Genomic DNA, 22089 nt, shown 5'->3' on the forward strand with positions numbered 1-22089 from the left:
GCTGGCTCCACTCCAATCAACCATTCTGCAAAAGTGGCTTTTCCTTATCTTTCATACTAGCTAGCCGTAGTAATCAAATTAGCCCATTATTTGTATGATTAAAGAAAGGATAGACTCTTAATTTCATTGCGAAGAAGTGATGAGGGTCAAAAGCCCTCCATAAAATGGGTAGTGAAGACCTTCACTTTATTTAAAAACCTTTGCTAAAAAGTTAACATTTTGTAGGTTGGAGTGGAGGGCTACTTGACTCCTGTGGGATAGCGAGACAGACGAGCCACTAAACGGAGCGGGAGCGGAGGAAGCGGCTCGGCGCTCGCCCACAGGAAAGCAAGCAGCCTGCAACGGAAACCATTTTCACCTTTCACACAAATTCTATGGATGGTTTTGTTTTTCAACACTAAAAAAGCATGTTTTTGTATGAAAACATGCTTTCTTTTAGGATCTATTATTCATGCTGTCCATAGCCCGTTTCTTCAGCCATAGCGTCAGCCTTTGTCACATGAACAGTCCCAAATGGATGGTTTGGTGGCGCATAAATCGTATAAAGCTTTAGTGGTTTATCCCCTGTGTTCGTAACATTATGCCATGTTCCAGCAGGCACCATGATAGCCGTATCTTCTGTGACATGTCTCTGATAGTTTAAATAATCTTTAGTTGGCCCCATTTGAGTTAATCCATGCCCCTCCTCAATACAAATGAATTGGTCGACGTGAGGGTGTACTTCTAAGCCAATATCTTCCCCAACATTGAGACTCATCACCGTTACTTGTAGGTTTGACCCTGTCCACAGTGCTGTACGATAATTTTTATTGCGCTTTGTAGCCTCTTCAATGTCGACAACGAATGGACCTGGTCCAAAATCATTCTGGATATTACTTCTTGGCGTTCGTTCTACCTGATTTGGATAGGCCCAATAAACAGGTTGATAACCGTAATTATACGATTGATAATTACCGTAATAAGGGTGATACATTTATCTCAATCCTCTCATGCATGATAACGCTATAGTATGCAGTTGATTGAAAGAAGGTACTCATATGTAGTTTGCACTTTGAATTCTTAATTGAGTAATATTTAAATATAGACTGGAGGTAGTTGGCATGTATGCTAGATTAGCAGAAAAACTCGCAAGCACTACTGCGATTAAATGGTTTCCTGGACACGGTGCTGAAGATGATTGGATAGTAGAAGTTGAAGCAGAGTTAGGATTCAACTTACCACCATCCTATCGCTGGTGGTTAAAAAATTATGGTAATGGGCAGCTGAATGGTGGATCTATTCTCTCGATCGGTCAACCAGCATACAGAGACATCAATGATCACGATATTCTCTATATCCATCGTCTTAACTTGGCTGATGAAGATTGGTGTAAACAATATCCGAATAGATTAGATTTATTTGTTCCAGACGCTGACGAATTGTACTTCTTTGATCGATCGTCTAAAGATGAACTCAGCGAATTTCCTGTTATGTGCTATGACTTAATGAATGACATGATCTATGAATATGCCTCTTCCTTCTCAGAATTTCTTGAAAAATTGATTGATGAACGTAGTTAATAGCATGAGTTGCCTTATTTATGGAGGCAACTCACAACTCGGAAAATTCCTCTTTTAAACGCTTACGAAATTTATCATCTGTAAGAAATTTTAACTGAAAACTATTCATACTATTTGAGAGTTTAATCTGCTCTAATGTATTTAAGTTATTAGCGAAAAAGGCTATTTCTGTTTTATTTCCATCTTTATCTTCTGCATAGGCTGCTAGTGTTAACACAAATGCAGTCGATCCTCCCTTTTGACCAGCATGTTTTAGCCATGTTTGATTTCTAGGATTCTGCATTAATTGCTCCAACACGGGATCTAAATATTTATGTACCTCTGGACTAAAGAAATTTTTATTATTCAATTTTTCTAAAATAGAGATGTAATCATTTGTTGTGGCCCTTATTAAACGGTCTGACCATATCCTTTGAAAATCCATATTGAGCATTTTTTGTGCTTTTGCTTTCTCCTCAATTGTCAAAGGATGCTCTATCCAATTCGCATGAATAGCCATTGCCCGCTCACGATATTCAGCCATATCCATTTCTCGCATAGCCGTTAATGTTGCTTTTTTCGTTAAATTTTTTTCCGCCATCAAGTGAATAGGAATATGGAGTGCACTTACAATTGGATACAAAGGTTCATGATCCTCTACATTTAACTGAGTAAGCACATCATTAATTGTTTGAAAGCCGAGTACGTGCATTAAATATTCCGTATTTGCATTAGAGCTATAGGCAATCATGCCATTTGCTACTTGACTTAAAGGCACACGATCCGCCCCCTCAAGGTTTAACTGCGCTAACCATGCTTCATGTGCGCCGCCATCCGTTTTAGGGATATAAAATGCCTCTAACTCCTTTAGTGGGACCTGCTCTTGAGGATTAATGCTGCCATCTGCTGCTTGTTGAGCATAGGCGATGGCAACGATCATTTTAACCGTACTTGCTAATGGTAGCTGTTCCTTGGTGTTTAGCTCCACCCAATGTTGTTGATTATATTGAATGACAACGGAAATATTTTTATCCTCTTTATGTTCCTTCATAAATTGCACAATATATTCAGAATCGTCCCTCTTGATTTCCTTTTGAAACTTCCAAAAAATAACGCTACATACAAATCCTACACAAACCAAAATACTGCCAATCACCCAATACAGCTTTTTCATATTCATCCCTCCATCACTCGGCTGCTTCCAACAACCATTGCTGTAGTGCTGTAGACGACTGGTGATTTAATCGTAATGCTATTTCGGTGTTTATTTCTTCTGGCGGCATCACTTCTACAAGTATGCATACAGAGTCCCTTGTTTGATTCAAGGCGAATAGTCCCTCTTCATCAAGCTTTTTCATGGCTAGCTCCATTGCTGCTAGCCGTAATGCCAGTTCTTGCTGCCATGCTTCCCCTTCAAGAGTATAGATGTATGGGCGCTTATTAAAGCACTGCCGAACATTCGAAAAGTTTTCTTCTCCATAGCAATAATAGGGAGAATCTGCATAAGACCATTTGATAAGAGATGCTCTTTCAGATATGTTACTGTTAGTTTGTTTAGCAGCTTGTCGTTCCAGCGCTTCCCATGACCAAGCTGAAACGCTCGGGGCATGCCCTTCTCCAGTGGTGCATAACGTGCAGTAATAATACCGTTCACCATTTTTAAAAAGATCCAGAAATGTTTTTCTCGCAGCACAAACTATTACATCTGCCAATTGCTCCATGCTATCGATCTCTGACATATCTTACCTCCTTAATGAATTAGAGAAGCTCTTAAATTGCTAATCCCATTTTCTAAATATCCTTTGAGGCACGTTAATGTATAGACCCAACCCTCTTTTTGGCCCATCATTTTTGCCACGATTTCTGGGTCATGTACATTTAACCCTGATTCTACTACAGTAATAATTGTTTCACTTTGTGATTCTTCAAATGTGATGGTAACCATCGTCACTTCACCATGCTCTTCTCCCCATACAAACACAATTTTTTTATTCGTCTCCATTTCAAGAACGGTGATCACACCCTCTGCACGATACTCAGCATATTTAAGTGTGATTCTTTTACCCTCTCCCCATCTTTCAGAGCTGCTAGAAAACCAATAATGCCCGATTTCAGTAGGAGATATAATGGCTTCAAATACTTTATGGGCTGGCTGATTGATTTTTAATTTCGTCGTCACATCCGTATTTATCATCGTTCATCATCCTTTTCATATTGTCTATCTACACCTTCGCCAAAATTTTCCTTTAACCTTCCTTCCTAATAAAAATTCACTAAAAAAGATGCGATTCTCCTAATGGAATCGCACCTTTTCACTTAATATATCTTTTTATTATCATCAGAGCGGTTCTTTAAAAATTGCAGCACTGTTTCCTCTCCAGTAAACTGTTAGCTCATCTGATGAAAATAACCTATTTTAGCCTTTGGAGAAATGGCTATTCCCTCACCATTATTGGCTATATGTTGTAGTAATGTACTTTTACCACTACCATTGTTACCCGTAAGCGCAATTTTTTTACTAATGGAATTTGGAAGCTGACCTCGAGTAATAGTACCTTCCCTTGAACGTGTAAAGTGAAGCTATAATATGTCAAGTTTCAAAAATTCTCTCTAAAGACACATTAATTACTGTCGATATATCACAAATGAACATCCAAAAAGTATACCATTTGGTGAAAACCTGATATAGTATGGAATTTAAGAAAAAATAAAATTTGAATTGGTGGTGTTATGTGAATGAAGAAATACGTTATCGATATTTTAATGATTATGCTTGGATCACTGCTTTTTGCCCTAGCAGTTAACTTATTTGTTATTCCAAATGATTTAGGTGAGGGGGGCGTAACAGGCTTAACGATTATTGCTTATTATCTGTTCGGATGGTCGCCAAGTATTGTCAGCTTTGTTATGAATGCAGCTTTACTTATTGTTGGTTATAAATTTTTAAATAGACAAACAACAATCTACACAATCATTGCGGTCTCATTCCATTCTTTATTTTTACATTTAACAGAAACTTGGTCTATTTCCTCAGATGAAATTATCGTCAATACGATTTTTGGTGGCGTATTTGCTGGAGTTGGTATTGGCTTAATTATAAGAGTTGGTGGTACAACAGCAGGTTCTACGATTTTAGCTAGAATCACTAACAAATATCTAGGCTGGAGTATTAGCTATGGACTTTTATTCTTCGATTTAATTGTTGCTTTTTCGTCTTATTTTATCATTGGTGCGGAGGCATTAATGCTAACGATTGTCATGCTATACGTTGGTACAAAGGTAATGGAGTTTGTTATTGAAGGGGTTAACCCTAAAAAGGCAGTTACCATTATCTCTAAGAAACCTGAAGACATTGCTGGACAGGTAACTGCTTATATGAATCGCGGGGTAACTGTTCTATCAGGTCATGGCTATTATACAAAGGAACAAAAGGAAATTTTGTATATTGTTATTAGTAAACAAGAAGTTGTAAAGCTCAAAAAAATTGTCAAAGAAGTCGACAAGGATGCCTTTATTGCCATTCATGATGTAAGGGACGTTTTCGGAGAAGGCTTTATTGAATTAGCAAAATCATAAAACAGTCTAAAACACCTTTTGTCATTACTTACAAAAGGTGTTTTATGTTGTTGAAAAAGATGATGTCACTAGCAGAAAAAGACCTTTTGGCAAAGCGAGGGGTTGATTTCCGTTCTGCCAACGTCCTTTCCAGGGAGCGTCCGATGAGCCGCTTCAATCACTTCCGTTCGCTCCAGGGCTCCTCTGTGACGCTGGCTTTACTCCAATCAACCATTCTGCAAAAGTTCTTTTCCTTTTCTTTCATACTAACAGTAGTGAACACCTTCACTTTATTTGAAAACCTTGCTAAAAAGTTAACATTTTTATGGGTTGGAGTGGAAGGCTACTTGACTCCCGTGGGATCGCGAGACAGGCGAGTCCCCTGCCACGGAGATCCATTTTCACCTTTCACAAAAATGCTATTAATGGTTTTGTTTTTCTATCTACCTATTTCTATCAATCTGTAAGGAGCTTTCGATAATGCTGTCCAATAGTGCTGAATAGCTGATTCCCGCAGCAAGGGCACTTTTCGGTAGGAGGCTATTTTGTGTCATGCCAGGTAATGTATTAACCTCCAACACATAAGGAACGCCATCCTTAATCAACATATCTACTCTAGCATAGACACTGCATCTTAAAGTCTTGTAACTAATCATCGCAGCCTTAGCCACACGATCATGAATCGCAAGTGGAAGTTCTACAGGTTCCTCTATTGTAGAAGCATCATCATATTTTGCCTGGTAGTCAAAAAACACTGCCGTATGTTTGATTGAAAGGACTGGCAATAGCTGCTCATTGAGGATTGGACATGTAATTTCGTCACCAATCAAATACTGCTCAATAATAATTTCGTTATCCCACTTAAATACCTCTGCGATAGCAGTCAATAAGGCACTCCGATCATGGACAATGTGGACACCTACACTAGAGCCACCAGCATTTGGTTTAACGACAAGCGGATAACCAATAAGCTCTATATCCTGTAAGGGCAGCTCCTCTCCCTTTACGAGATGTATCCAATCTGGTGTTGCAACACCTTCATATCGAAGTATTTTTTTAGCCATATTTTTATCCATGCACAAACTACTTGCTAGAAGACCGCTTCCTGTATAAGGAATACCCAATGTTTCTAGCACCCCTTGAATCGTACCATCCTCTCCAAACTTACCATGAAGTGCTAACAAAGCCACATCAATGTCACGCACCTTGTCAATTATCTCTTTGTTATCATCTAATGTAATGGCAACAACTTCGTATTTTTGCTTATCTAATTGAGTGACCATTTCCTTACCTGTCATGATGGAAACCTGCTTTTCAGAGGAAGTACCACCCATAATTACGCCAACCTTCATTTTCTCAACTCCTCATATCGGTTTTCAATGTATCACCAATGATTTGAATACCACGAACAATATCGTCATCTGCTAAACGAGAGAAACCTAAACGAAATGTATTACTGCCTCTCCCGTTTGTATAAAATACATCTCCTGGATAAAACACCACGCCCTTGTCATAGCACTTCTCCAGCAGCAAACGTGCATCTACTTCCTCTTTTAGCTCTATAAAAAGGTGGAGTCCTCCATCCCCTGTTATCCTGCTAAAGGGAATGTATTGCATACAGGCTTGTCGAGCAAGCTCATATTTTTTCTTGTAAACAAATCGTGCTTTCTTCAGATATTTTTCAAAATAACCATCCTGTAAATATTGGTATAACACTGCCTGATCCAATGTCGATGTATGAATCGTTCGAGCTCTTTTCATGCTTTCTAAGCTATCAATTAACGCCTTATCTGCTAAAATCCAACCAACACGTAAGCCAGGGAAAAGAATTTTAGAAAAGCTCCCAATATAGACAACGTTATTACCTATACCACTAAAAGCGATCAGTGGTGCCAAATGAGAGCTTGAATACCTCAATTCCTCATTAAAACCATCTTCTACAATGGGTATTTGATATTTGGAAAAAAGCTGAAAAATAGCATTCCTTTTCTCCGAGGAAGTGACTATTCCTGTTGGATTATGATAGGACGGGATGAGATAGGCAAAATCAAAGTCCTTATCTGCTAACGTTTTTTCCACCTGATCCATATCAATCCCGTCATCTTTCATATCGACGCCATGTATGTCTAGCCCATGTAAACGGAAAAGCTTCAATGCTGCGTGATGTGTAGGATTTTCACATAGTACACGCCCTGATTTTTTAGCTAAAGAGGACAATAAAATATCTAGCCCCTCTGTAAAACCATTTGTAATTAAAATATCTTTATTAGAAATGTCTACACCTTTCATCTCCATATAGCTAAGAAGATAGTCAATTAAAGGCTTATACCCCTTGGCATAGCCATAGTTCAAGACAATATCTCCTTCAATGGACATTCTTGTGAGAAACGCCCTTTTGAAATTTTCAACATCAAAAAGCTTTTCTTCTGGAGCAATACTAGTAAACGAAATCATGCCTTTTTGCCAGTGTATATCTTGCCGTATTAAATCAATTTCATCTGCTAATAAAGTTGTTTCATTTAGCCTTTGCTTCCAATCTATTTCAATAGAAGAGGCTTTCAATGTAGTAACCTTTCCGATAAAATGCCCTTTTCCCTTCACTGCATAGATGATGCCATCTAGCTCTAATTCGGCATATGCGTTCAGCACCGTATTCCTACTGACCGCTAATAACTTACTAAGTTCACGGGTAGATGGAAGCTTTTGATGTTCCAACAGATGCCCTTTGACAATCATGTCTTGAACATAATCCTTCAATTGTACATAAACTGGTCGTTCATCCATAAGCTTAAAATCACTAAACACTTCCTAACCCCCTTGCTTCATTTTTGCATAAACCATGATGACCAAAAAGGTCCACACATTATGTAATTTCCTGTTAGAGTGGTTGCTCTTTCTTCTATCATATTTCAATATGGTCATAAGCATAAAAAGAAAACTCCTCTTTTGAGAAATGTATCTTCAAAAGAGGAGATTTTTATTATTTTAAAATATTTTTCAGACCGTATTTCCTTTTTCATCAGGATATACTAAAGACACGACTACTCCAACAATTAAGCAAATAAAGAATGTCGCTGCCTTGGCTGACACGACGGCCTCCATAGGTGACAGAGACCATGCAATCGCACTAATAAAGCCTACAATAATTGTGGCAATGACTCCAATGCCTGAAACACGTTTCCAGAAAAAGATTAGAAGGATAACAACAGAAAATGTATTGCCAATCCCTGCCCACGCAAAGGATACTAAGCTATAAATCACTGAACCCGATTTGAGTGAAATGATAATACCCACAATCCCACTAATAACAGCCACTAGACGCGAAAGGTGAACTAATTTTTTACTGGAAATATTCCAACGCAATGTTTTATGAATGATGTCCTCACTTATCGATGTTGTGATTACTAACAATTGAGACGAAGCCGTTGACATAATAGCAGCTAAAATACCAGCCACAATAATTCCTGCAATCCAAGGCGGTAAAATTTCAAATACCATATGTGGCAAGATCATTTCAGGGTCCTCAATAGAGCCTTGTTTATACAAAGTGGACGCAAAAATGGCAGATAAAAAGGCACCCACATAGACAATTAATGTCCAAATAATCGCCATATTACGGCCAGTAATTCGCTCTTTTTCAGTCGTAATAGCCATAAAACGAGAGCTCAATTGAGGTTGTCCTCCAAGCCAGCCAAAGAACCATGATAAATTTGTAAATAACATCGCCCCTAAGGCAAGTCCATTTAAGCCTCCAATCCAACTATCTGCGCCATTGCCCATTTGTGCAAGTTCTGTTGAAATGCTTAAACCTTGATGTTGAATTTCCATATAAGCTGCAATGGGTACAATAACGAACGAGATCAGCATTAAAAAACTTTGGATGGTATCTGTCCAAACAACAGACATAAATCCTCCCATACATGAATAGGCAATTATTATTGCTCCAATAATAATTGTTCCCCACGTAATGTTAAGTCCTGAGAATGAATAAATGGTTTTACCCATCCCGGAAAATTGAGCTGCTAAATAACAAACAAAGAATAACACCATTACTACAGAAGCTAACCAACGAATTATATCTGCGTGCTTTGGAAATTTAACCGCAATATAATCTGTTAGGCTATTCACCTTATATTTTTGTTGCTCTGTCATAAAGCGTTTTGATAAAAATAGCCATGATGCAACAACGCCTAAAAGCATGCCAGATAAAATCCAAATTCCAGACAGCCCAGCCACATAAATAAAGCCAATTGCCCCTAAAAACATATAGGCGGATTCACCTGTTGCACGTTCAGAAAAGGCTAACGCCCAGCCAGGTAGTTTATTTCCCCCTAGAAAGTAATCATTATGTGATAAATCTTTTTTACTGAAGTATATACCCACTCCTAGCATAGCGAGTAAATAGATAAATATTTCAACATAAACAATTGTATGCATATACCCAAAGTCCTCCATCTGATTAATCTAAACAATCCCAATTGGTTTTATCAGATAATAGTTCGGGTTTTTTTAATTGTCAATAACTAATTTTGTAAAAAGGATGCAAAGTATTTCGATATTTCTACAAACTTTAAAGCCCCCGGAGAAAGATGAATACTGTGTTTGTGTGCAATTCCAACCTGTCTAATATATGCTTGATAAAATTTTTTTCTAATCAGGTTACTTGGTGCATGTAGTAAAAGGGAATTCGGCACAATGGAAATGCCTAAATTTTCATTGACCATTGTTAAAATAACTTGGTCAACCGATAGTTCATATACCACATTGGGATGGATTTTATGTTTAGCCAAAATCTTTGATACATCCCGATCAATCGTACGTTTAGGCATAATCCAGCGTTCATCCTGCAATTGCTCTAGATAAAGCGTCTCTTCATTCGCCAATGGATGCTCCTGTGCCATAATGCAAACAAGCTCATCATCAAAAATTGCATCAAATACAAGATGTTTAGAATTTGGCTGTACTAAAAAGCCAATATCTACTATGCCATTATGAAGCCAGTCCTCGATTTGGTCATAGTCTCCCTCCATCAAACGAATTTGTAGGTCTGGATGATACTCTTCGAAGTACGCTAAAACCTTTGGTAATAATACCAATGAAACACTTGGTAGAATACCAACCGATAACGTACCCCCAATGAGATTTTTTAAATTTGCCACGGATGTTTCAAGTTGCTGCTGTTGCTGCAATATTTTTGATATGTGTTCGTAAACTATTCTCCCCTCACTCGTTAAAACAATATTATTGCGGTTTCGAATAATTAGAGAAAGCCCTAATTCTGCCTCTAAATTACTAATCGTATGACTGATTGAAGACTGTGTGAGATTGAGCTTTAAGCCTGTTTCTGTAAAATTCCCTGTATCGATAAGTGTATGGAAAGCAATATATTGTGCTAATGTAGCCATGCTATTCTGCCCCTTCTATGATTTTTTTTCATATTTGATTGTGTAAATATTCATTTGATTTAAATTACTAGCCACCTCTATAATAAAAATAAAATCCAAGTAAATCAATATGATTTGTGATGAGGGGGCTCATAAAATGGCAGAGGAAAAATTAATGATGAAGGCTTTATCTATGGACATAATTACTGCAAAAATGTTTACAGAATTACATCTCTCCATTACAGAGCAATACGGAGAGCATGGTCGGGGGTTAGTACAAAAAGGGTTGGAGGCCTTTGGTTTAAAAGACGCTGAAGCAATGGCAAAAAAGGCAACAGCAGAAGGCGAAAATCATACTTTCTTTGAATATTTACCATCAAGTGTCGAGGGTGAAGAGAAATTTGCGGATTTAACAACGTTCGCCCGTTTTTCCAAAATGTTTGCACAAATTGCCAAGCCAGTTGTAGATGAATATGGAGAAGCTGGTGAACAAGTGATTATGCGGGCAGTAGAACGTTTTGGCCATAAGCGAGGCCAAGGTATTGCTCAACGTGCACGCACAAACGGCCTAGAAAATTCAGTAGAGCATTATTTAACAAACTATGATATGGGTCGTAGTGATTTATTTGAAATAGAAACCGTCTATAAAGAAAATGAGGTAGAACAAACGTTTACACATTGCCCACTAGGTCAACAATGGGCAGATGATGATATGGGTAAATACGGCATTTTATATTGCAAAGTCATCGACCCCTCTATTGCCAAAGGGTACAATAAAAATCTAGAGGTGGTACATGATCAATTTGTTTTACGTGAAGGACAGTGCCACTTCCAATTCCAAATGAAAGAGTGATGGTCATGATTAATGGAGTTAGGCTCGTACAGCATCTTCAAGACTTAAGTCAAATTGGTCGCAATGAAAAGACAGGTGGCATTAACCGCTTCTCGTTCACACCAGAAGAAAAGCAGGCCATTGAGTTAGTCACAACTTATATGGAACAAGCAGGAATGAATGTCGCAATCGATGCAGTTGGAAACCTTATTGGTACATATGGTGAAGGAAATGAAACCATTATGCTGGGTTCGCACATCGATACAGTACCAGAGGGCGGCAAATATGATGGAGCATTAGGAGTGCTAGCAGCAATTGAAGTGGTACATTCTATGCATGAGCAACAGTTGCTACCCTCTAAAAAAATTCAAGTTGTCGCTTTTAAGGATGAGGAAGGAACGAGATTTGGCTTCGGGCTCCTTGGCAGTAGTGCAATGGCTGGTCTTTTAACGGAGGAGCAGTTACAGCACTCAGATGAAGCTGGCATTTCCATTGAAGAAGCCATGAAGGATTTCGATTTATCACCTTATCCTTTAGTAAAAGTGCAGCGTAATGATATTAAAGCTTATTTAGAAATGCATATCGAGCAAGGAAAAGTGTTAGAAAATGAAGACCTACCAGTCGGTGTTGTCACAGGTATTGCAGCCCCCTTATGGCTAGAGGTAACCGTAACGGGTGTCAGTGAACATGCTGGTGCCACACCTATGCCGATTCGTCAGGATGCTCTAACTGCAGCAAGCGAAATGATTTTAGCTATTGAGCAACTATTAAACAATACAACAGATTCCGTTGCAACCGTTGGTAAGCTAACGGTCTCTCCAAATGGGACAAACGTTATACCAGGTAAAGTCACGTTCTCGATTGATCTTCGTGATATTGACGAAAATAAAGTAAGCGCACTAGAACAAGAAATTATGCAACAGCTGCAACAAATTGCTGAACGAAGACATGTCTCATTGGCATCAAAAGTATTGCAACGCATTAAGCCTGCAAAAACCGATGCCTTACTACAAAAGCAACTCACTACAAGTATTGAAAAGCAAGGTATACGACCTTATTCTCTCATAAGTGGTGCTGGGCATGACGCAATGAATATTGCTGAAATTGCCCCGATTGGGATGCTATTCGTTCGCTCAAAGGACGGCATTAGTCATAATCCATTAGAATACAGTTCAGATGAAGATATTGTTGTAGCAACTAATATTTTTTATGATACCGTTGTCGAACTTGCTAGATAGACTACTATATTATAGAAGAAAGCCATTCTCTATATTGTTGAGAATGGCTTTTTTAATATTTTTCATAGCCTTCATTTTTAGCTTGAGTAATCATCTTTTAAATGAAAGGCTCTTTTTTCAGGGTATATGTTTGGCGATCACCTTGAAATGATAGGTAAGCTGTTCCTTCAAAGTTTCATATTCATTGGCCGCTTGAGCAAATAAGCTTGGATATCCCCTGCTTGAACTTTCTCTACTATAGCTTTTATATCTGCGTTCATATTCTTATTGGATTTAATTGGTATAGTCACAAGCTTCCCTCCTCTCTATCTGTATAACTAAATTCATCACCATTTTGTGACAGCAAAGAATAGAAATTAGAGAAAAAATGAAGCTAGTTCAATTTTAAAGTAATATTAATAGATTTTTCCGTTTTCATCACAGTAAAATTCAATGGTAAATCTCTTCTCAAATTGAGCGTTATTTAATTCAAAAATCCCTTCTATTTGAATACTAAATGTTCGCCCGTCGTCAATTAAAGCTGTTTTATAGGAGGTTTGCTTCCACGTTCCTGATTGCGTTTTTATTAGTTTTGTAGAAACATTTTCAACAGAAGAAAACATTTGGCGTTTGCGAGATGCATTATATTGTGTTTCAAAATCCCCTGTTACCTCCACAGTTCTTAAAATATCAGGGAAGTACATATAGGTCTTTTTAGTTGTACTACCGTCTTCATTTGTAATTACAGGTTCTGGTGTAATCAGGTAATTATTAATTCTTTTTCGTTCTGTGGCTAAGTGTTGTTTCACCCAAGATTGAATGTTCTTTTCAAATTCTTCAGGTGAAATCCAATATTCATCTTCGAAGTCTTCAATTGGTCCAACTGCAATGTTTAAACCTGATTTCAATTCCATCACTTCTTCTATAATTTTTACATATTGCTTATAGTACTGCTTTTTCATTTCTTCTGTAAGCGGTGGAAGTGGTTCTCCAACTGTATCCTCTTGCTCATCAGGAATAGCTAGGGAAGAATCCGTTGGCGATATATTTTGCTCCACATTTTGAATAGTAGGTATGAGACTGATTCCAATTAGGAGAACCGCAAATATTGAAACCATTAAAGGCTTCCATTGATATTTAGGTTTGTGAGATTGGTGTAATTTAGCCTGAATACTCGCTTTATCATTCTCGGATAGCTTAATAGATGTAGGTATAGATTTCTCAAGTTCATTTTTAATATTCATATTCTAAATCACCCTCCTCTATCGTTATTTTTGCTAATTTTCGTCCTCTGGCTAACCTTGTTTTTACGGTGTTAGGTGAGCATTTTAACACTTCAGCTATTTCTGCTATCGATAATTCAACATAATAATGCAGCCAAATCACTTCACGATATTTAGTGGGTAAAGAAATGACTAATTGCCCTATAGACTGATTTTGCTCTTGTTGTAAAATATCCAGTTCTAGGGAGTCTCGTTTTAGCCAGTTTTTCATTTTCTCCGTCACTTCAACTTTTTTATAATGCCAGCTTTTCAAATAATTTTTGCATTCATTTACGGCTATTCGATATAAATAGGTTTTAGCGGATGAACGGCCTTCAAAGACATCGATGCTTTTATAAAATTTAATAAAAACCTCTTGTACAAGATCCTCTGTCTTTTGTGGTTCTTTTACATATGTATAAATTAATCGCTTTAAATAATCTCCATGCTGATTCATTACTTCATAAAGCAATTTTTCTTTCTCATTAGGTGTCATAACGATCCCTCCCCTCTTATAACGTTAGACAAGGCTAGGAATGAACTGGTTTCATTTCAGGAAAAAGAATATCCTCTCTTTTAATATGATATAGTGTAATTATGGTTAATTTTTCTAAATAATTGAAAGGGGCTATAAAATGGAAGAAATTTTAACGATTACGAATTTAACGAAGAGTTATGGAAACAAGGAAATCTTGAAGGGGATTGACCTTCATGCAGCTAGAGGTGAAATCATCGGTTATATTGGCCCCAATGGCGCTGGTAAAAGTACAACTGTAAAACTTATTCTAGGCCTAGAAGGTGATTATGGCGGCGAAATTAAGCTTTTTGGGAAAAGCATAAGGCAAGACCAAATTGATTATAAACGACGAATTGGTTACGTTCCTGAAATCGCTGATGTTTATGATAACTTAACAGGCTATGAATATCTAACCTTCATCGGGCAGCTATATGGATTAGAGCTAGAGGAGGCGGCTGACAAATCCAAGTCGCTAATGGAACTGTTTGGAGTTGGTGAAGCGTACCATTCTAGAATTTCTTCCTATTCTAAGGGCATGCGTCAAAAACTACTAATTATTGCAAGCCTTATACATAATCCAGACCTGCTATTTTTAGATGAACCAATCAATGGCCTAGACGCAAACAGTGTCATGATTTTTAAAGAAATCCTAACGCAACTAGCTGCCAACGGAAAGACTATATTTTACTCATCTCACATTATGGATGTAGTTGAAAAAATCAGTAGCCGTATCATTCTGCTGTATGATGGAAAAATTGCAGCGGACGGAACATTTGCCCAATTACAAGCAGATAATACCGAAGGAACATTAGAAAGAATTTTTAACCAGTTAACAGGATTTCATGAACATCAGGAAATCGGAGAAAAATTTGTGTCCGTCGTTCGAGGAGGACGATTATGACAGATTTCAAAACGCTACAATTGCTTGATAAATTCCGATGGCTTTTTGTAAAAATGGGCATTGATTATGACATGATGAGAAGAATCCTCCATATAAAATTAACGATGGATGAACGGAAAGTACCAACCCTATTTAATCAGAACAAAAAGAAAGACAATCAAAAGTACGGTTATATTAAGTCTCTATGGATTTATGTGTTATTCGGGCTTATACTCATCCCGCTTATGGGGTTTGGTCAAAATTTTCTTTTTCAAATGAGCATTGCCTTTGCAATGATTATATTTTTGATTATGACTTCATTGATTTCTGATTTTTCTTCTGTGCTTTTAGATGTACGAGATAAAAGCATACTTTCAACTAAGCCGATTTCAGCTAAAACAATCAATGCCGCAAAATTTATGCATATTTTTATTTATTTATCCTATTTAACATTGGCCCTAACAGCCATCCCACTAATAGTCAGCCTTTTTACTCAAGGTATTGTGTTTTTTATTTTAACAGGTCTCGAGATTCTATTAATGAATTTATTTATAGTTGCCATCACAGCCATTTTATATATTGCCATTTTACGATTCTTCGATGGCGAAAAGCTGAAGGATATGATTAATTATGTACAAATCGCTTTATCTCTAATGCTGATGGTTGGCTATCAAGTTCTTATTCGATCCTTTGAATTCGTCAATTTAGATATGGTAGTGTCGTTTCATTGGTGGAGCCTCTTCTTAATACCGATGTGGTTCGCTGCTCCTTATGAACTCATACTGCATGGTGACACATCCTTATTGACAGTCATTTATACCCTCTTAGCAGTGATTGTACCTATTATTTCGATTTGGATATATATCAAGCTCATACCAACCTTTGAACGCAATCTCCAAAAATTGCTAAGTACAAGTAAATCAAAAAAAGAAAAGAACAATCGATTAAAGTCGTTTTTATTAACCATTGTGTGCAGAACACACGAAGAACGAGCTTTCTATCGCTTCGCCACTCTGATGATGAAGCAGGAGCGAGAGTTTAAGTTGAAGGTCTATCCATCTTTAGGTTTTTCATTTATTATCCCCTTTATTTTCATATTTACTTTTAGCAGGGGCGAAGAAGTCGATTATGCTAGCAGTATGGGCTATTTAAATATCTACTTTAGTATGATGATTATACCATCCGCTGTCCTTATGCTTGGTCACTCTGCTAAATATAAGGCTGCCTGGATTTATAAAACGCTCCCGATTAAAGACTATACAGATTTACAAAAAGGTAGCTTAAAGGCATTTTTAATCAATTTGTATATTCCGTTATTTTTAGTACTAAGTATAGTCTTTAGCTATATTTACGGTATTCGAATTATCCCTGATTTACTAGCTGTTTTGGTAACAAGCTGGTTGTATACCATCCTTTGTTTCGTCATGATGACAAACAAATTACCTTTTACCAAACCCTATGATGAAGTTAATGATGCACAAGGCTGGAAGATTCTTTTGTTATTACTCCCTTTAGGTTTACTTGTAGGGCTGCACTATATAATAGCTAGTCAGATAACATACGGCTCTACTATATATTTCATTGTGTTTTTCTTCATCAACATCTTGATTTGGAAACTGGTTTTTAAATCGGAAAAATAACTAAAAAACGGCTCAAATCCTATTATAGAGTGGGATCAGCCGTTTTTTCCATGCTATGGCGTTTAAAAGGTAAATGCAACGATTTCTTCCTCACCACTTTTCATATCTTTTATTTTATACATATTTTGATTGACCTCGTTTTCTCCTAATACAATAACCTTTGGCGTGTTTTCACGATTGGCTTTTTCCATTGCCTTCTTCACTTTTTTCCCACTTAGCTCAACTTCTATTTTATATTTTTCTCGCCGTAATACTGTTGCCAGCTTTAGTGCCTCCTTTTCTGTTCCCAGGGGAATAATATAAATATCCACACTAGGAGCGTTTTGATCTATTTTTCCTGAAAGCGCCAAAGCTGTATAGATGACATCTAACCCAAATGAAATACCAACAGTTGCATAGGTTTGATTTGTCTCTAAAAGGCCACCAATTGCATTGTCATAGCGTCCCCCGCTACCAATACTTGATCGGATTGTTCCATCAGCTAAAAAGATTTCATAAATCGTTCCTGTGTAAATTTCAAGTCCTCTCGCTAAAAATGGATTGAAAATACATTGCCCACTTATTCCAAGTGCCTCTATATAAGCTGTTAGTTCCGTTAATTCCTGTAAACCTTGTTGTAAAAAGTTGTTTTCGGTCGCATAGCCTTCAAAATACGCCATACTTATTTGAGGACGTTCATCTAAAAAACGCTTTATTTTATTAATGCTATTATCTAATAACCCCAATGCCAGCAATTCTGCGAGCATTGTTTTCTCGTCTATTTTTTCAATCTTATCTAAAATTAAAATAACTCGATTCATTTGATCCTGTTCAACTTCAAATAATTGCAGCAAACCAACTAAAAGCTTGCGATTATTATATTGGAGATTAATTTTAAGTTTAAGCTGATCAAAGGCATCTATCGCCATCATCATTAGCTCCGCCTCAGCAGCCTGTGATTCTACCCCAACAATATCTACATCACATTGTGTAAATTCGCGAAAACGACCAGCCTTGATGGGGCCATCTCGAAATACTTTGCCAATCTCATATCGTTTAAATGGCATAGCAATCGCTGGATTCATAGCTACAACCTTTGCAAATGGAATCGTTAAATCATAGCGTAACGCTAAATCCCGCTCGCCTCTATCCGTTAATGTATACATCTCCTGTAAAATCTCAGCACCACCAGCATATTTAGAAGCCATCAACTCTGTATAGTTAAGAATAGGTGTTTCTAACGGCTTGCAGCCATAGGATATAAATGTATCTTCTAACGTACGGCGTATCGCACGACGAGTAGCCTCCTGCTCTGGTAAATAATCTTGTGTTCCTCGAACATTCTGATAGTCCATTTTTTTCATCATAATCTTCTCCTCATTTTTTGAGCAATAAAAAAACCGTATAACGATAAAGCTTCAAATCAGCTTTATTTATACGATTACATGAGAAATAGTCTTCCTATTCAATATTAATAAGTTAATAAAGATAGCAAGACTAGTGATGATGATGATGTTTTGTTGTGAATGATTGGACAAGAGTAATGACCATGTTTATTCCCCCTTTAATATTAAGGGTTACTATAAGACACACCAGATTAAATGTCAAACTTTTTCTAAAATTCATACAGTATTTTTTTCATTTTTTCTAGAGTAGCTAACATTTCAGCTAATTCTTCAGATGATAAATTAGCATGGTACTTTTCTGTAATCTGTTGATTAAAGGCTTCAACTTCCTGTTTATATAGTAATCCTTTCTCACCCAATTCAACAGAAAATGCACGCTTATCCTCTTCATGCTGCCTTTTCATTATATAGCCATCTTGTTCAAGCTTAGCTAATTGCTGACTCACTGCACTTTTCGTAATAGCCATTTTATCTGCTAGTTCTGAAGGTGAACAGGACGGATGACGAATCACTAATGTTAAAAGAACATATTGCTGATTATTTAAGGAGTAATTAGTATAAGCCCTTTCCATTTTCTCAAGCATGATCCAAATATCTTCAATGGTTTGATTAATTTGCTCCGCTACCTTGTTATTCTTCATTTTTTTGAGTGTCACCTTTTTCTCGCCATTTTTTTGGATTTAGATAGCTTTTAAATTTGTTAGCTACCTCTTTTCCAACAAGTAAAGCACCAAGCCAAAATAAGATTTCAGCTACAATAATACTTCCTGGTATAATCCCAGCCTTTACTTTTGTAGGTATCGGTGTGAAAGGTGTAATGATTGGGATTAACCATAGTGAAAGAGAAAAGATAATAATGCCTAATCCAAGCTTATAAGCAAATGATTTTTGTGTTTTTTCGTTAGAGGTCATGTATCTTCTCCTGCGCATTAATTTATTTAAGTTAACTAAACTATATTATACATTTCTGTTTATGTAAAGCACTTTAATCTTTATAAGAAAACAAAAATCCCCATCTATTTGAGTAGTGAAGAGTCAAATAGATGGGGTTATTAATGCTGTTATTTTCCAAATGTCAGGGGTATACGTAGCTCATCATTGGGCTTGTTAGTTAAATATTTAAAAATGAGAATTTCTAGTTCCTTCTTGTCAAAATTCTCATAAACATCCATTCTTTTATTATTTTCAAGAATGCCCATATATTCAGGCGTTCCATAGATTTTTTCTTTACCCTCTAAATAATAGGTTTGATTGACTCCAGCAAACCCTGGATCAGGGCTTAATGATTCCACATAAAGGTTATTGTCCTTCATATAATAAGTCCATGTAATTGGGTACCCTGCTATATTAGATGTTACACTTTGAGGCTTTGCTGATATGTTCGTTAATTGGATTGAATTGTCGTCTCCGTATAAACCTTCAACATGGTTCTTAGCAACGAAAGCTACAGGTTGATTTTCCAAAGAGGCTCCATTTAGTCCAGTTATTTCAAAGCGCAGCTCTGTTTCATTAGGATCTCCAACTTCACTTGAAATATACCCAGTCAATAAAGTTCCACCTACATCCAGTTGATAATCCATATAAGGAAAAGTTTCGTATTTTTCTTGAGTAAGAATCAATCGAACCTGGGTCGGTGTAACCGACATTTCATGAATTTTAGTTCCACCAGGCACGTTGTCAATTGGAATATCTAGTACTTTCTTAAATGACGTATTTTCCAGTTGTGTTTTAGAGAGATTTAGTTGCATATTCCAAGTGCTTTCTTTTGTTTCTAGTATGCGGTTATAAGAAATTTGGAATTTAGTCCCCTCCTCTTGTAAGGCTACAGACTCGAATAGTTGCTGACTAAAATATTCTCCTTTTGCTCCCTGTCTTCCCATGAAAGATCTTTTCCCTGTTTCAATTGAATGATTCGTATTATTAATCGCCTCAATGAATATCCCTGTATTTCGGACTTTTAAATCTGTAAGTGTAACTGCCGTTTTAAGCAATATTTTACCTTCATCTTGTTCAAAAGATTGAATAGACACTGTGTCAACTCCATCCTTTTGAATAGGGAACACTTGCGTAGTCAAATCATTTGGATTATAGTCGATAGAATATTTCTCATCGCTGATGAACTGAATATTCTCCATCATAAGCTCCACTTCTGTCATCTGTCCTTCAGCCACCCAATCCGTTTCAAAATAACCCTGAAAGGTACCAAGCTCCTCATTCCAAGAATGTGTATAATTCCCTTCAATAAAGTTACCCTTGGAATCTTTAAGTCTGGTAAGTTCAAAGCCAATATTCTCTCCACCCCAAGAGGCATCAGGTTTCAAACTATATAAAAGAAAGGTTCTATTGTCATCGATAAACGCCGTATGTACAGTTAGCGTAAATCCATCCTTCGTAACAGATTGTTCAATCGTCTGCCCTAAGCCCTGATCTAATGCAGACTGAATACCAGCTCTATAAGAAAGAATAGTTGACCAATCATAATTCAATGCTGCATAGACAGGGGTAGCCATTAGAGCGACAGCTAATCCTGCAACCAAAACAAATCTCTTTCTTTTACGCGGTCGAAGTTCGATCGGTTCATCCATGATTTTTAGTTCATCCTGTTGGATACTGCTCCACATTTGTTCAAAATCAGGATACTTCATGTTATGGTCTGCCTTCATCTCTTTTTTCAATTTCTTTTCAATGCGTTCCAAATTGATTCTCTCCCTTCAACCATAGATTTTGATTTTGTTCTAGTTTTTTGCGCATAATTTTCAATGCCTTATGGAGTCTCGATTTCACTGTTCCCACCGGAATCTTTAGTGTTTCCGCAATTTCCACTAATGATAGCTCACCGATGTAGCGAAGGGTAACAACAGCCATTAACTTTTCTGGTAGCTGTCTGAGTAGTGCATCCCACTCCTCCTCTGCTGCCTTCTCCAATACAATGGTGTCTACAGATTTAACTGTTGCCGTAGTTTGCTCCTGCAGCAACTGTACCTGACTCACTTTTTTTAACTGAGCCTGCTTTCTTTTAAGCAAATTTAAGCATTGATTCATTGCAATTCGTAAAATCCAAGCACGTGTATGCTCTACACTTCTCCAATCCTGACGAAAGACGGTGACAAATACATCATGGCAGAGATCTTCCGCATCTTGGGCGTTCCGTAGCATGTAATAACAGGTACGGTATACATCTTTGTTGTATGAATCGAATAATTCACGTTCTGTCAATCTAAGGCACTCCTTTCTAATTGTTCTACGTTATAAACAATTGACTACTAGAAAAGGTTCATTTTTTCAGAATTTCATGTACATACTTTTTAATCTAGTGATTATGTAAAAAAATCCAGTAAACATGTTCAAAATAAAAACAGATGGCAATATAGAGGTCCATTATGGAACATCTAATCCATCTGTTTTTGCCTAGTGGAAAATAGTAAACAAATACTCAAGACACTATTGTTACATGCAAATTTTTCGTTTTCCTTTAAAAGATCTCTTTTCGCTAAATTCCGAATCACAATTGATTCTTCTAAAAATCCAATTTTAAACTTCACCTTTTTTTCGTGCTGCCATTTCATCTTTCATTTCCTCTTTTAATGCTTCAATTGACTGTTTACGTCGCTTATTTTTTTCTTTTATCCTGTTATTTTCTAGAGGATCTGCAAATTCCATACTAATTTCTGCTTCCTGAACTTTCTCTTCAGTATTTTTAACAATATCACGCATGCGTTCAACATTATTGGATCGATCATCTGGTTTTCGGTGTCTTGAATTAGCCATGTTAACCTCCTCAAATTTTGACATAAGGTTATTTTGGAATCATTTTGTCATTATATGAGTGCTAACTTTTTCTAAAAAACATCTTATAATAGCGGTCTATCCAATAATTCT

Annotated in this window: 24 protein-coding genes and 1 pseudogene; 7 read left to right on the forward strand and 18 right to left on the reverse strand. The window is 37.0% G+C overall.

Features of this window, described 5'->3' with window-relative positions; translation table 11 throughout:
• Positions 1-445 precede the first annotated feature (445 nt).
• Positions 446-973, reverse strand: a complete 528-nt coding sequence (locus MHB65_RS23695; protein ID WP_342441947.1) for a cupin domain-containing protein — start codon at positions 971-973, stop codon at positions 446-448.
• A 127-nt stretch (positions 974-1100) separates the two neighbouring features.
• Between MHB65_RS23695 and MHB65_RS23700 the strand changes: the two genes are divergently transcribed.
• On the forward strand, positions 1101-1559 hold the full coding sequence (locus tag MHB65_RS23700; protein ID WP_342441948.1) for an SMI1/KNR4 family protein: 459 nt from the start codon (positions 1101-1103) through the stop codon (positions 1557-1559).
• Between the two features lie 31 nt (positions 1560-1590).
• Here the strand turns inward: MHB65_RS23700 and MHB65_RS23705 are convergent, their stop codons facing one another.
• The 4 genes and pseudogenes from MHB65_RS23705 to MHB65_RS23720 form a co-directional block, all read right to left on the reverse strand.
• A complete protein-coding gene (locus MHB65_RS23705) occupies positions 1591-2712 on the reverse strand; it encodes a serine hydrolase (protein ID WP_342441949.1) in 1122 nt (373 codons plus the stop codon).
• Positions 2713-2725: 13 nt separating this feature from the next.
• Entirely contained in the window at positions 2726-3277 is a 552-nt protein-coding gene (locus MHB65_RS23710; RefSeq protein WP_342441950.1) for a DUF4303 domain-containing protein, read from the reverse strand.
• A gap of 11 nt (positions 3278-3288) precedes the next feature.
• Entirely contained in the window at positions 3289-3732 is a 444-nt protein-coding gene (locus MHB65_RS23715) for an SRPBCC family protein (protein ID WP_342441951.1), read from the reverse strand.
• A gap of 197 nt (positions 3733-3929) precedes the next feature.
• Positions 3930-4117 (reverse strand): annotated as a pseudogene (locus MHB65_RS23720) (ATP-binding cassette domain-containing protein); the annotation flags it as partial.
• Between the two features lie 157 nt (positions 4118-4274).
• Here MHB65_RS23720 and MHB65_RS23725 point away from each other — a divergent pair.
• Positions 4275-5114 carry a YitT family protein gene (locus tag MHB65_RS23725; RefSeq protein WP_036079667.1) on the forward strand — a complete coding sequence of 280 codons (840 nt, stop codon included), beginning with the start codon at positions 4275-4277 and terminating at the stop codon, positions 5112-5114.
• A 50-nt stretch (positions 5115-5164) separates the two neighbouring features.
• The gene (locus MHB65_RS23730) at positions 5165-5560 is read left to right on the forward strand and encodes a hypothetical protein (protein WP_342441952.1); all 396 of its coding nucleotides are present in this window, start codon (positions 5165-5167) and stop codon (positions 5558-5560) included.
• Here the strand turns inward: MHB65_RS23730 and MHB65_RS23735 are convergent.
• From MHB65_RS23735 to MHB65_RS23750, 4 genes are all read right to left on the reverse strand, one after another.
• The gene (locus MHB65_RS23735; protein ID WP_342441953.1) at positions 5537-6445 is read right to left on the reverse strand and encodes a D-alanine--D-alanine ligase; all 909 of its coding nucleotides are present in this window, start codon (positions 6443-6445) and stop codon (positions 5537-5539) included. The two genes, MHB65_RS23730 and MHB65_RS23735, sit on opposite strands and share 24 nt — an antisense overlap.
• Before the next feature lie 4 nt (positions 6446-6449).
• Positions 6450-7898, reverse strand: a complete 1449-nt coding sequence (locus tag MHB65_RS23740; RefSeq protein ID WP_205446080.1) for a PLP-dependent aminotransferase family protein — start codon at positions 7896-7898, stop codon at positions 6450-6452.
• A 192-nt stretch (positions 7899-8090) separates the two neighbouring features.
• Positions 8091-9530 (reverse strand): sodium/proline symporter, encoded by a 1440-nt coding sequence (locus MHB65_RS23745; RefSeq protein WP_342441954.1) that lies wholly within the window; start codon positions 9528-9530, stop codon positions 8091-8093.
• An 86-nt stretch (positions 9531-9616) separates the two neighbouring features.
• Positions 9617-10498 carry a LysR family transcriptional regulator gene (locus tag MHB65_RS23750; RefSeq protein ID WP_342441955.1) on the reverse strand — a complete coding sequence of 294 codons (882 nt, stop codon included), beginning with the start codon at positions 10496-10498 and terminating at the stop codon, positions 9617-9619.
• Between the two features lie 136 nt (positions 10499-10634).
• Between MHB65_RS23750 and MHB65_RS23755 the strand changes: the two genes are divergently transcribed.
• Positions 10635-11330 (forward strand): L-2-amino-thiazoline-4-carboxylic acid hydrolase, encoded by a 696-nt coding sequence (locus tag MHB65_RS23755; RefSeq protein ID WP_342441956.1) that lies wholly within the window; start codon positions 10635-10637, stop codon positions 11328-11330.
• Positions 11331-11335: 5 nt separating this feature from the next.
• Entirely contained in the window at positions 11336-12547 is a 1212-nt protein-coding gene (locus tag MHB65_RS23760; RefSeq protein WP_342441957.1) for a Zn-dependent hydrolase, read from the forward strand.
• Positions 12548-12714: 167 nt separating this feature from the next.
• Here the strand turns inward: MHB65_RS23760 and MHB65_RS23765 are convergent, their stop codons facing one another.
• The 3 genes from MHB65_RS23765 to MHB65_RS23775 all read right to left on the reverse strand — a co-directional run bounded on the left by MHB65_RS23765 (position 12715) and on the right by MHB65_RS23775 (position 14284).
• Complete coding sequence (locus MHB65_RS23765) at positions 12715-12837, reverse strand: hypothetical protein (RefSeq protein ID WP_342441958.1); 123 nt, start codon at positions 12835-12837, stop codon at positions 12715-12717.
• Positions 12838-12942: 105 nt separating this feature from the next.
• Complete coding sequence (locus tag MHB65_RS23770) at positions 12943-13770, reverse strand: hypothetical protein (RefSeq protein WP_342441959.1); 828 nt, start codon at positions 13768-13770, stop codon at positions 12943-12945.
• Positions 13760-14284 carry a sigma-70 family RNA polymerase sigma factor gene (locus tag MHB65_RS23775; protein WP_342441960.1) on the reverse strand — a complete coding sequence of 175 codons (525 nt, stop codon included), beginning with the start codon at positions 14282-14284 and terminating at the stop codon, positions 13760-13762. Before MHB65_RS23775 ends, MHB65_RS23770 begins: the two co-directional genes overlap by 11 nt.
• 139 nt (positions 14285-14423) lie before the next feature.
• On the opposite strand from MHB65_RS23775, the gene MHB65_RS23780 reads away from it, so the two are divergent.
• Both MHB65_RS23780 and MHB65_RS23785 read left to right on the forward strand, forming a co-directional pair.
• Positions 14424-15206, forward strand: a complete 783-nt coding sequence (locus MHB65_RS23780; RefSeq protein ID WP_016992797.1) for an ABC transporter ATP-binding protein — start codon at positions 14424-14426, stop codon at positions 15204-15206.
• Positions 15203-16825 carry a hypothetical protein gene (locus MHB65_RS23785; protein ID WP_342441961.1) on the forward strand — a complete coding sequence of 541 codons (1623 nt, stop codon included), beginning with the start codon at positions 15203-15205 and terminating at the stop codon, positions 16823-16825. The genes MHB65_RS23780 and MHB65_RS23785 overlap by 4 nt, the downstream gene beginning before the upstream one ends.
• Before the next feature lie 62 nt (positions 16826-16887).
• On the opposite strand, the gene MHB65_RS23790 is transcribed toward MHB65_RS23785, so the two are convergent.
• The 6 genes from MHB65_RS23790 to MHB65_RS23815 all read right to left on the reverse strand — a co-directional run bounded on the left by MHB65_RS23790 (position 16888) and on the right by MHB65_RS23815 (position 21978).
• Entirely contained in the window at positions 16888-18168 is a 1281-nt protein-coding gene (locus MHB65_RS23790) for a histidine--tRNA ligase (RefSeq protein ID WP_342443788.1), read from the reverse strand.
• 251 nt (positions 18169-18419) lie between these two features.
• The gene (locus MHB65_RS23795; protein ID WP_342441962.1) at positions 18420-18851 is read right to left on the reverse strand and encodes a MarR family transcriptional regulator; all 432 of its coding nucleotides are present in this window, start codon (positions 18849-18851) and stop codon (positions 18420-18422) included.
• On the reverse strand, positions 18841-19122 hold the full coding sequence (locus MHB65_RS23800) for a transporter suffix domain-containing protein (RefSeq protein ID WP_205446091.1): 282 nt from the start codon (positions 19120-19122) through the stop codon (positions 18841-18843). The genes MHB65_RS23795 and MHB65_RS23800 overlap by 11 nt, the downstream gene beginning before the upstream one ends.
• 149 nt (positions 19123-19271) lie before the next feature.
• Positions 19272-20906 carry a DUF4179 domain-containing protein gene (locus tag MHB65_RS23805; protein ID WP_342441963.1) on the reverse strand — a complete coding sequence of 545 codons (1635 nt, stop codon included), beginning with the start codon at positions 20904-20906 and terminating at the stop codon, positions 19272-19274.
• On the reverse strand, positions 20893-21426 hold the full coding sequence (locus MHB65_RS23810; protein WP_205446093.1) for an RNA polymerase sigma factor: 534 nt from the start codon (positions 21424-21426) through the stop codon (positions 20893-20895). Before MHB65_RS23810 ends, MHB65_RS23805 begins: the two co-directional genes overlap by 14 nt.
• A 315-nt stretch (positions 21427-21741) precedes the next feature.
• Positions 21742-21978 (reverse strand): small acid-soluble spore protein Tlp, encoded by a 237-nt coding sequence (locus tag MHB65_RS23815; RefSeq protein WP_342441964.1) that lies wholly within the window; start codon positions 21976-21978, stop codon positions 21742-21744.
• Positions 21979-22089: the final 111 nt, after the last annotated feature.

This window comes from Lysinibacillus sp. FSL K6-0075 (assembly GCF_038592945.1).
Taxonomy (GTDB): domain Bacteria; phylum Bacillota; class Bacilli; order Bacillales_A; family Planococcaceae; genus Lysinibacillus; species Lysinibacillus fusiformis_F.

Bases quoted from the DNA above. Each gene is read 5' to 3' on its own strand.
- MHB65_RS23695 (WP_342441947.1), bottom strand. From the start codon at position 973: ATGTATCACCCTTATTACGGTAATTATCAATCGTATAATTACGGTTAT.
- MHB65_RS23700 (WP_342441948.1), top strand. From the start codon at position 1,101: ATGTATGCTAGATTAGCAGAAAAACTCGCAAGCACTACTGCGATTAAA.
- MHB65_RS23705 (WP_342441949.1), bottom strand. From the start codon at position 2,712: ATGAAAAAGCTGTATTGGGTGATTGGCAGTATTTTGGTTTGTGTAGGA.
- MHB65_RS23710 (WP_342441950.1), bottom strand. From the start codon at position 3,277: ATGTCAGAGATCGATAGCATGGAGCAATTGGCAGATGTAATAGTTTGT.
- MHB65_RS23715 (WP_342441951.1), bottom strand. From the start codon at position 3,732: ATGATAAATACGGATGTGACGACGAAATTAAAAATCAATCAGCCAGCC.
- MHB65_RS23725 (WP_036079667.1), top strand. From the start codon at position 4,275: ATGAAGAAATACGTTATCGATATTTTAATGATTATGCTTGGATCACTG.
- MHB65_RS23735 (WP_342441953.1), bottom strand. From the start codon at position 6,445: ATGAAGGTTGGCGTAATTATGGGTGGTACTTCCTCTGAAAAGCAGGTT.
- MHB65_RS23745 (WP_342441954.1), bottom strand. From the start codon at position 9,530: ATGCATACAATTGTTTATGTTGAAATATTTATCTATTTACTCGCTATG.
- MHB65_RS23750 (WP_342441955.1), bottom strand. From the start codon at position 10,498: ATGGCTACATTAGCACAATATATTGCTTTCCATACACTTATCGATACA.
- MHB65_RS23755 (WP_342441956.1), top strand. From the start codon at position 10,635: ATGGCAGAGGAAAAATTAATGATGAAGGCTTTATCTATGGACATAATT.
- MHB65_RS23760 (WP_342441957.1), top strand. From the start codon at position 11,336: ATGATTAATGGAGTTAGGCTCGTACAGCATCTTCAAGACTTAAGTCAA.
- MHB65_RS23770 (WP_342441959.1), bottom strand. From the start codon at position 13,770: ATGAATATTAAAAATGAACTTGAGAAATCTATACCTACATCTATTAAG.
- MHB65_RS23775 (WP_342441960.1), bottom strand. From the start codon at position 14,284: ATGACACCTAATGAGAAAGAAAAATTGCTTTATGAAGTAATGAATCAG.
- MHB65_RS23780 (WP_016992797.1), top strand. From the start codon at position 14,424: ATGGAAGAAATTTTAACGATTACGAATTTAACGAAGAGTTATGGAAAC.
- MHB65_RS23785 (WP_342441961.1), top strand. From the start codon at position 15,203: ATGACAGATTTCAAAACGCTACAATTGCTTGATAAATTCCGATGGCTT.
- MHB65_RS23790 (WP_342443788.1), bottom strand. From the start codon at position 18,168: ATGAAAAAAATGGACTATCAGAATGTTCGAGGAACACAAGATTATTTA.
- MHB65_RS23795 (WP_342441962.1), bottom strand. From the start codon at position 18,851: ATGAAGAATAACAAGGTAGCGGAGCAAATTAATCAAACCATTGAAGAT.
- MHB65_RS23800 (WP_205446091.1), bottom strand. From the start codon at position 19,122: ATGACCTCTAACGAAAAAACACAAAAATCATTTGCTTATAAGCTTGGA.
- MHB65_RS23815 (WP_342441964.1), bottom strand. From the start codon at position 21,978: ATGGCTAATTCAAGACACCGAAAACCAGATGATCGATCCAATAATGTT.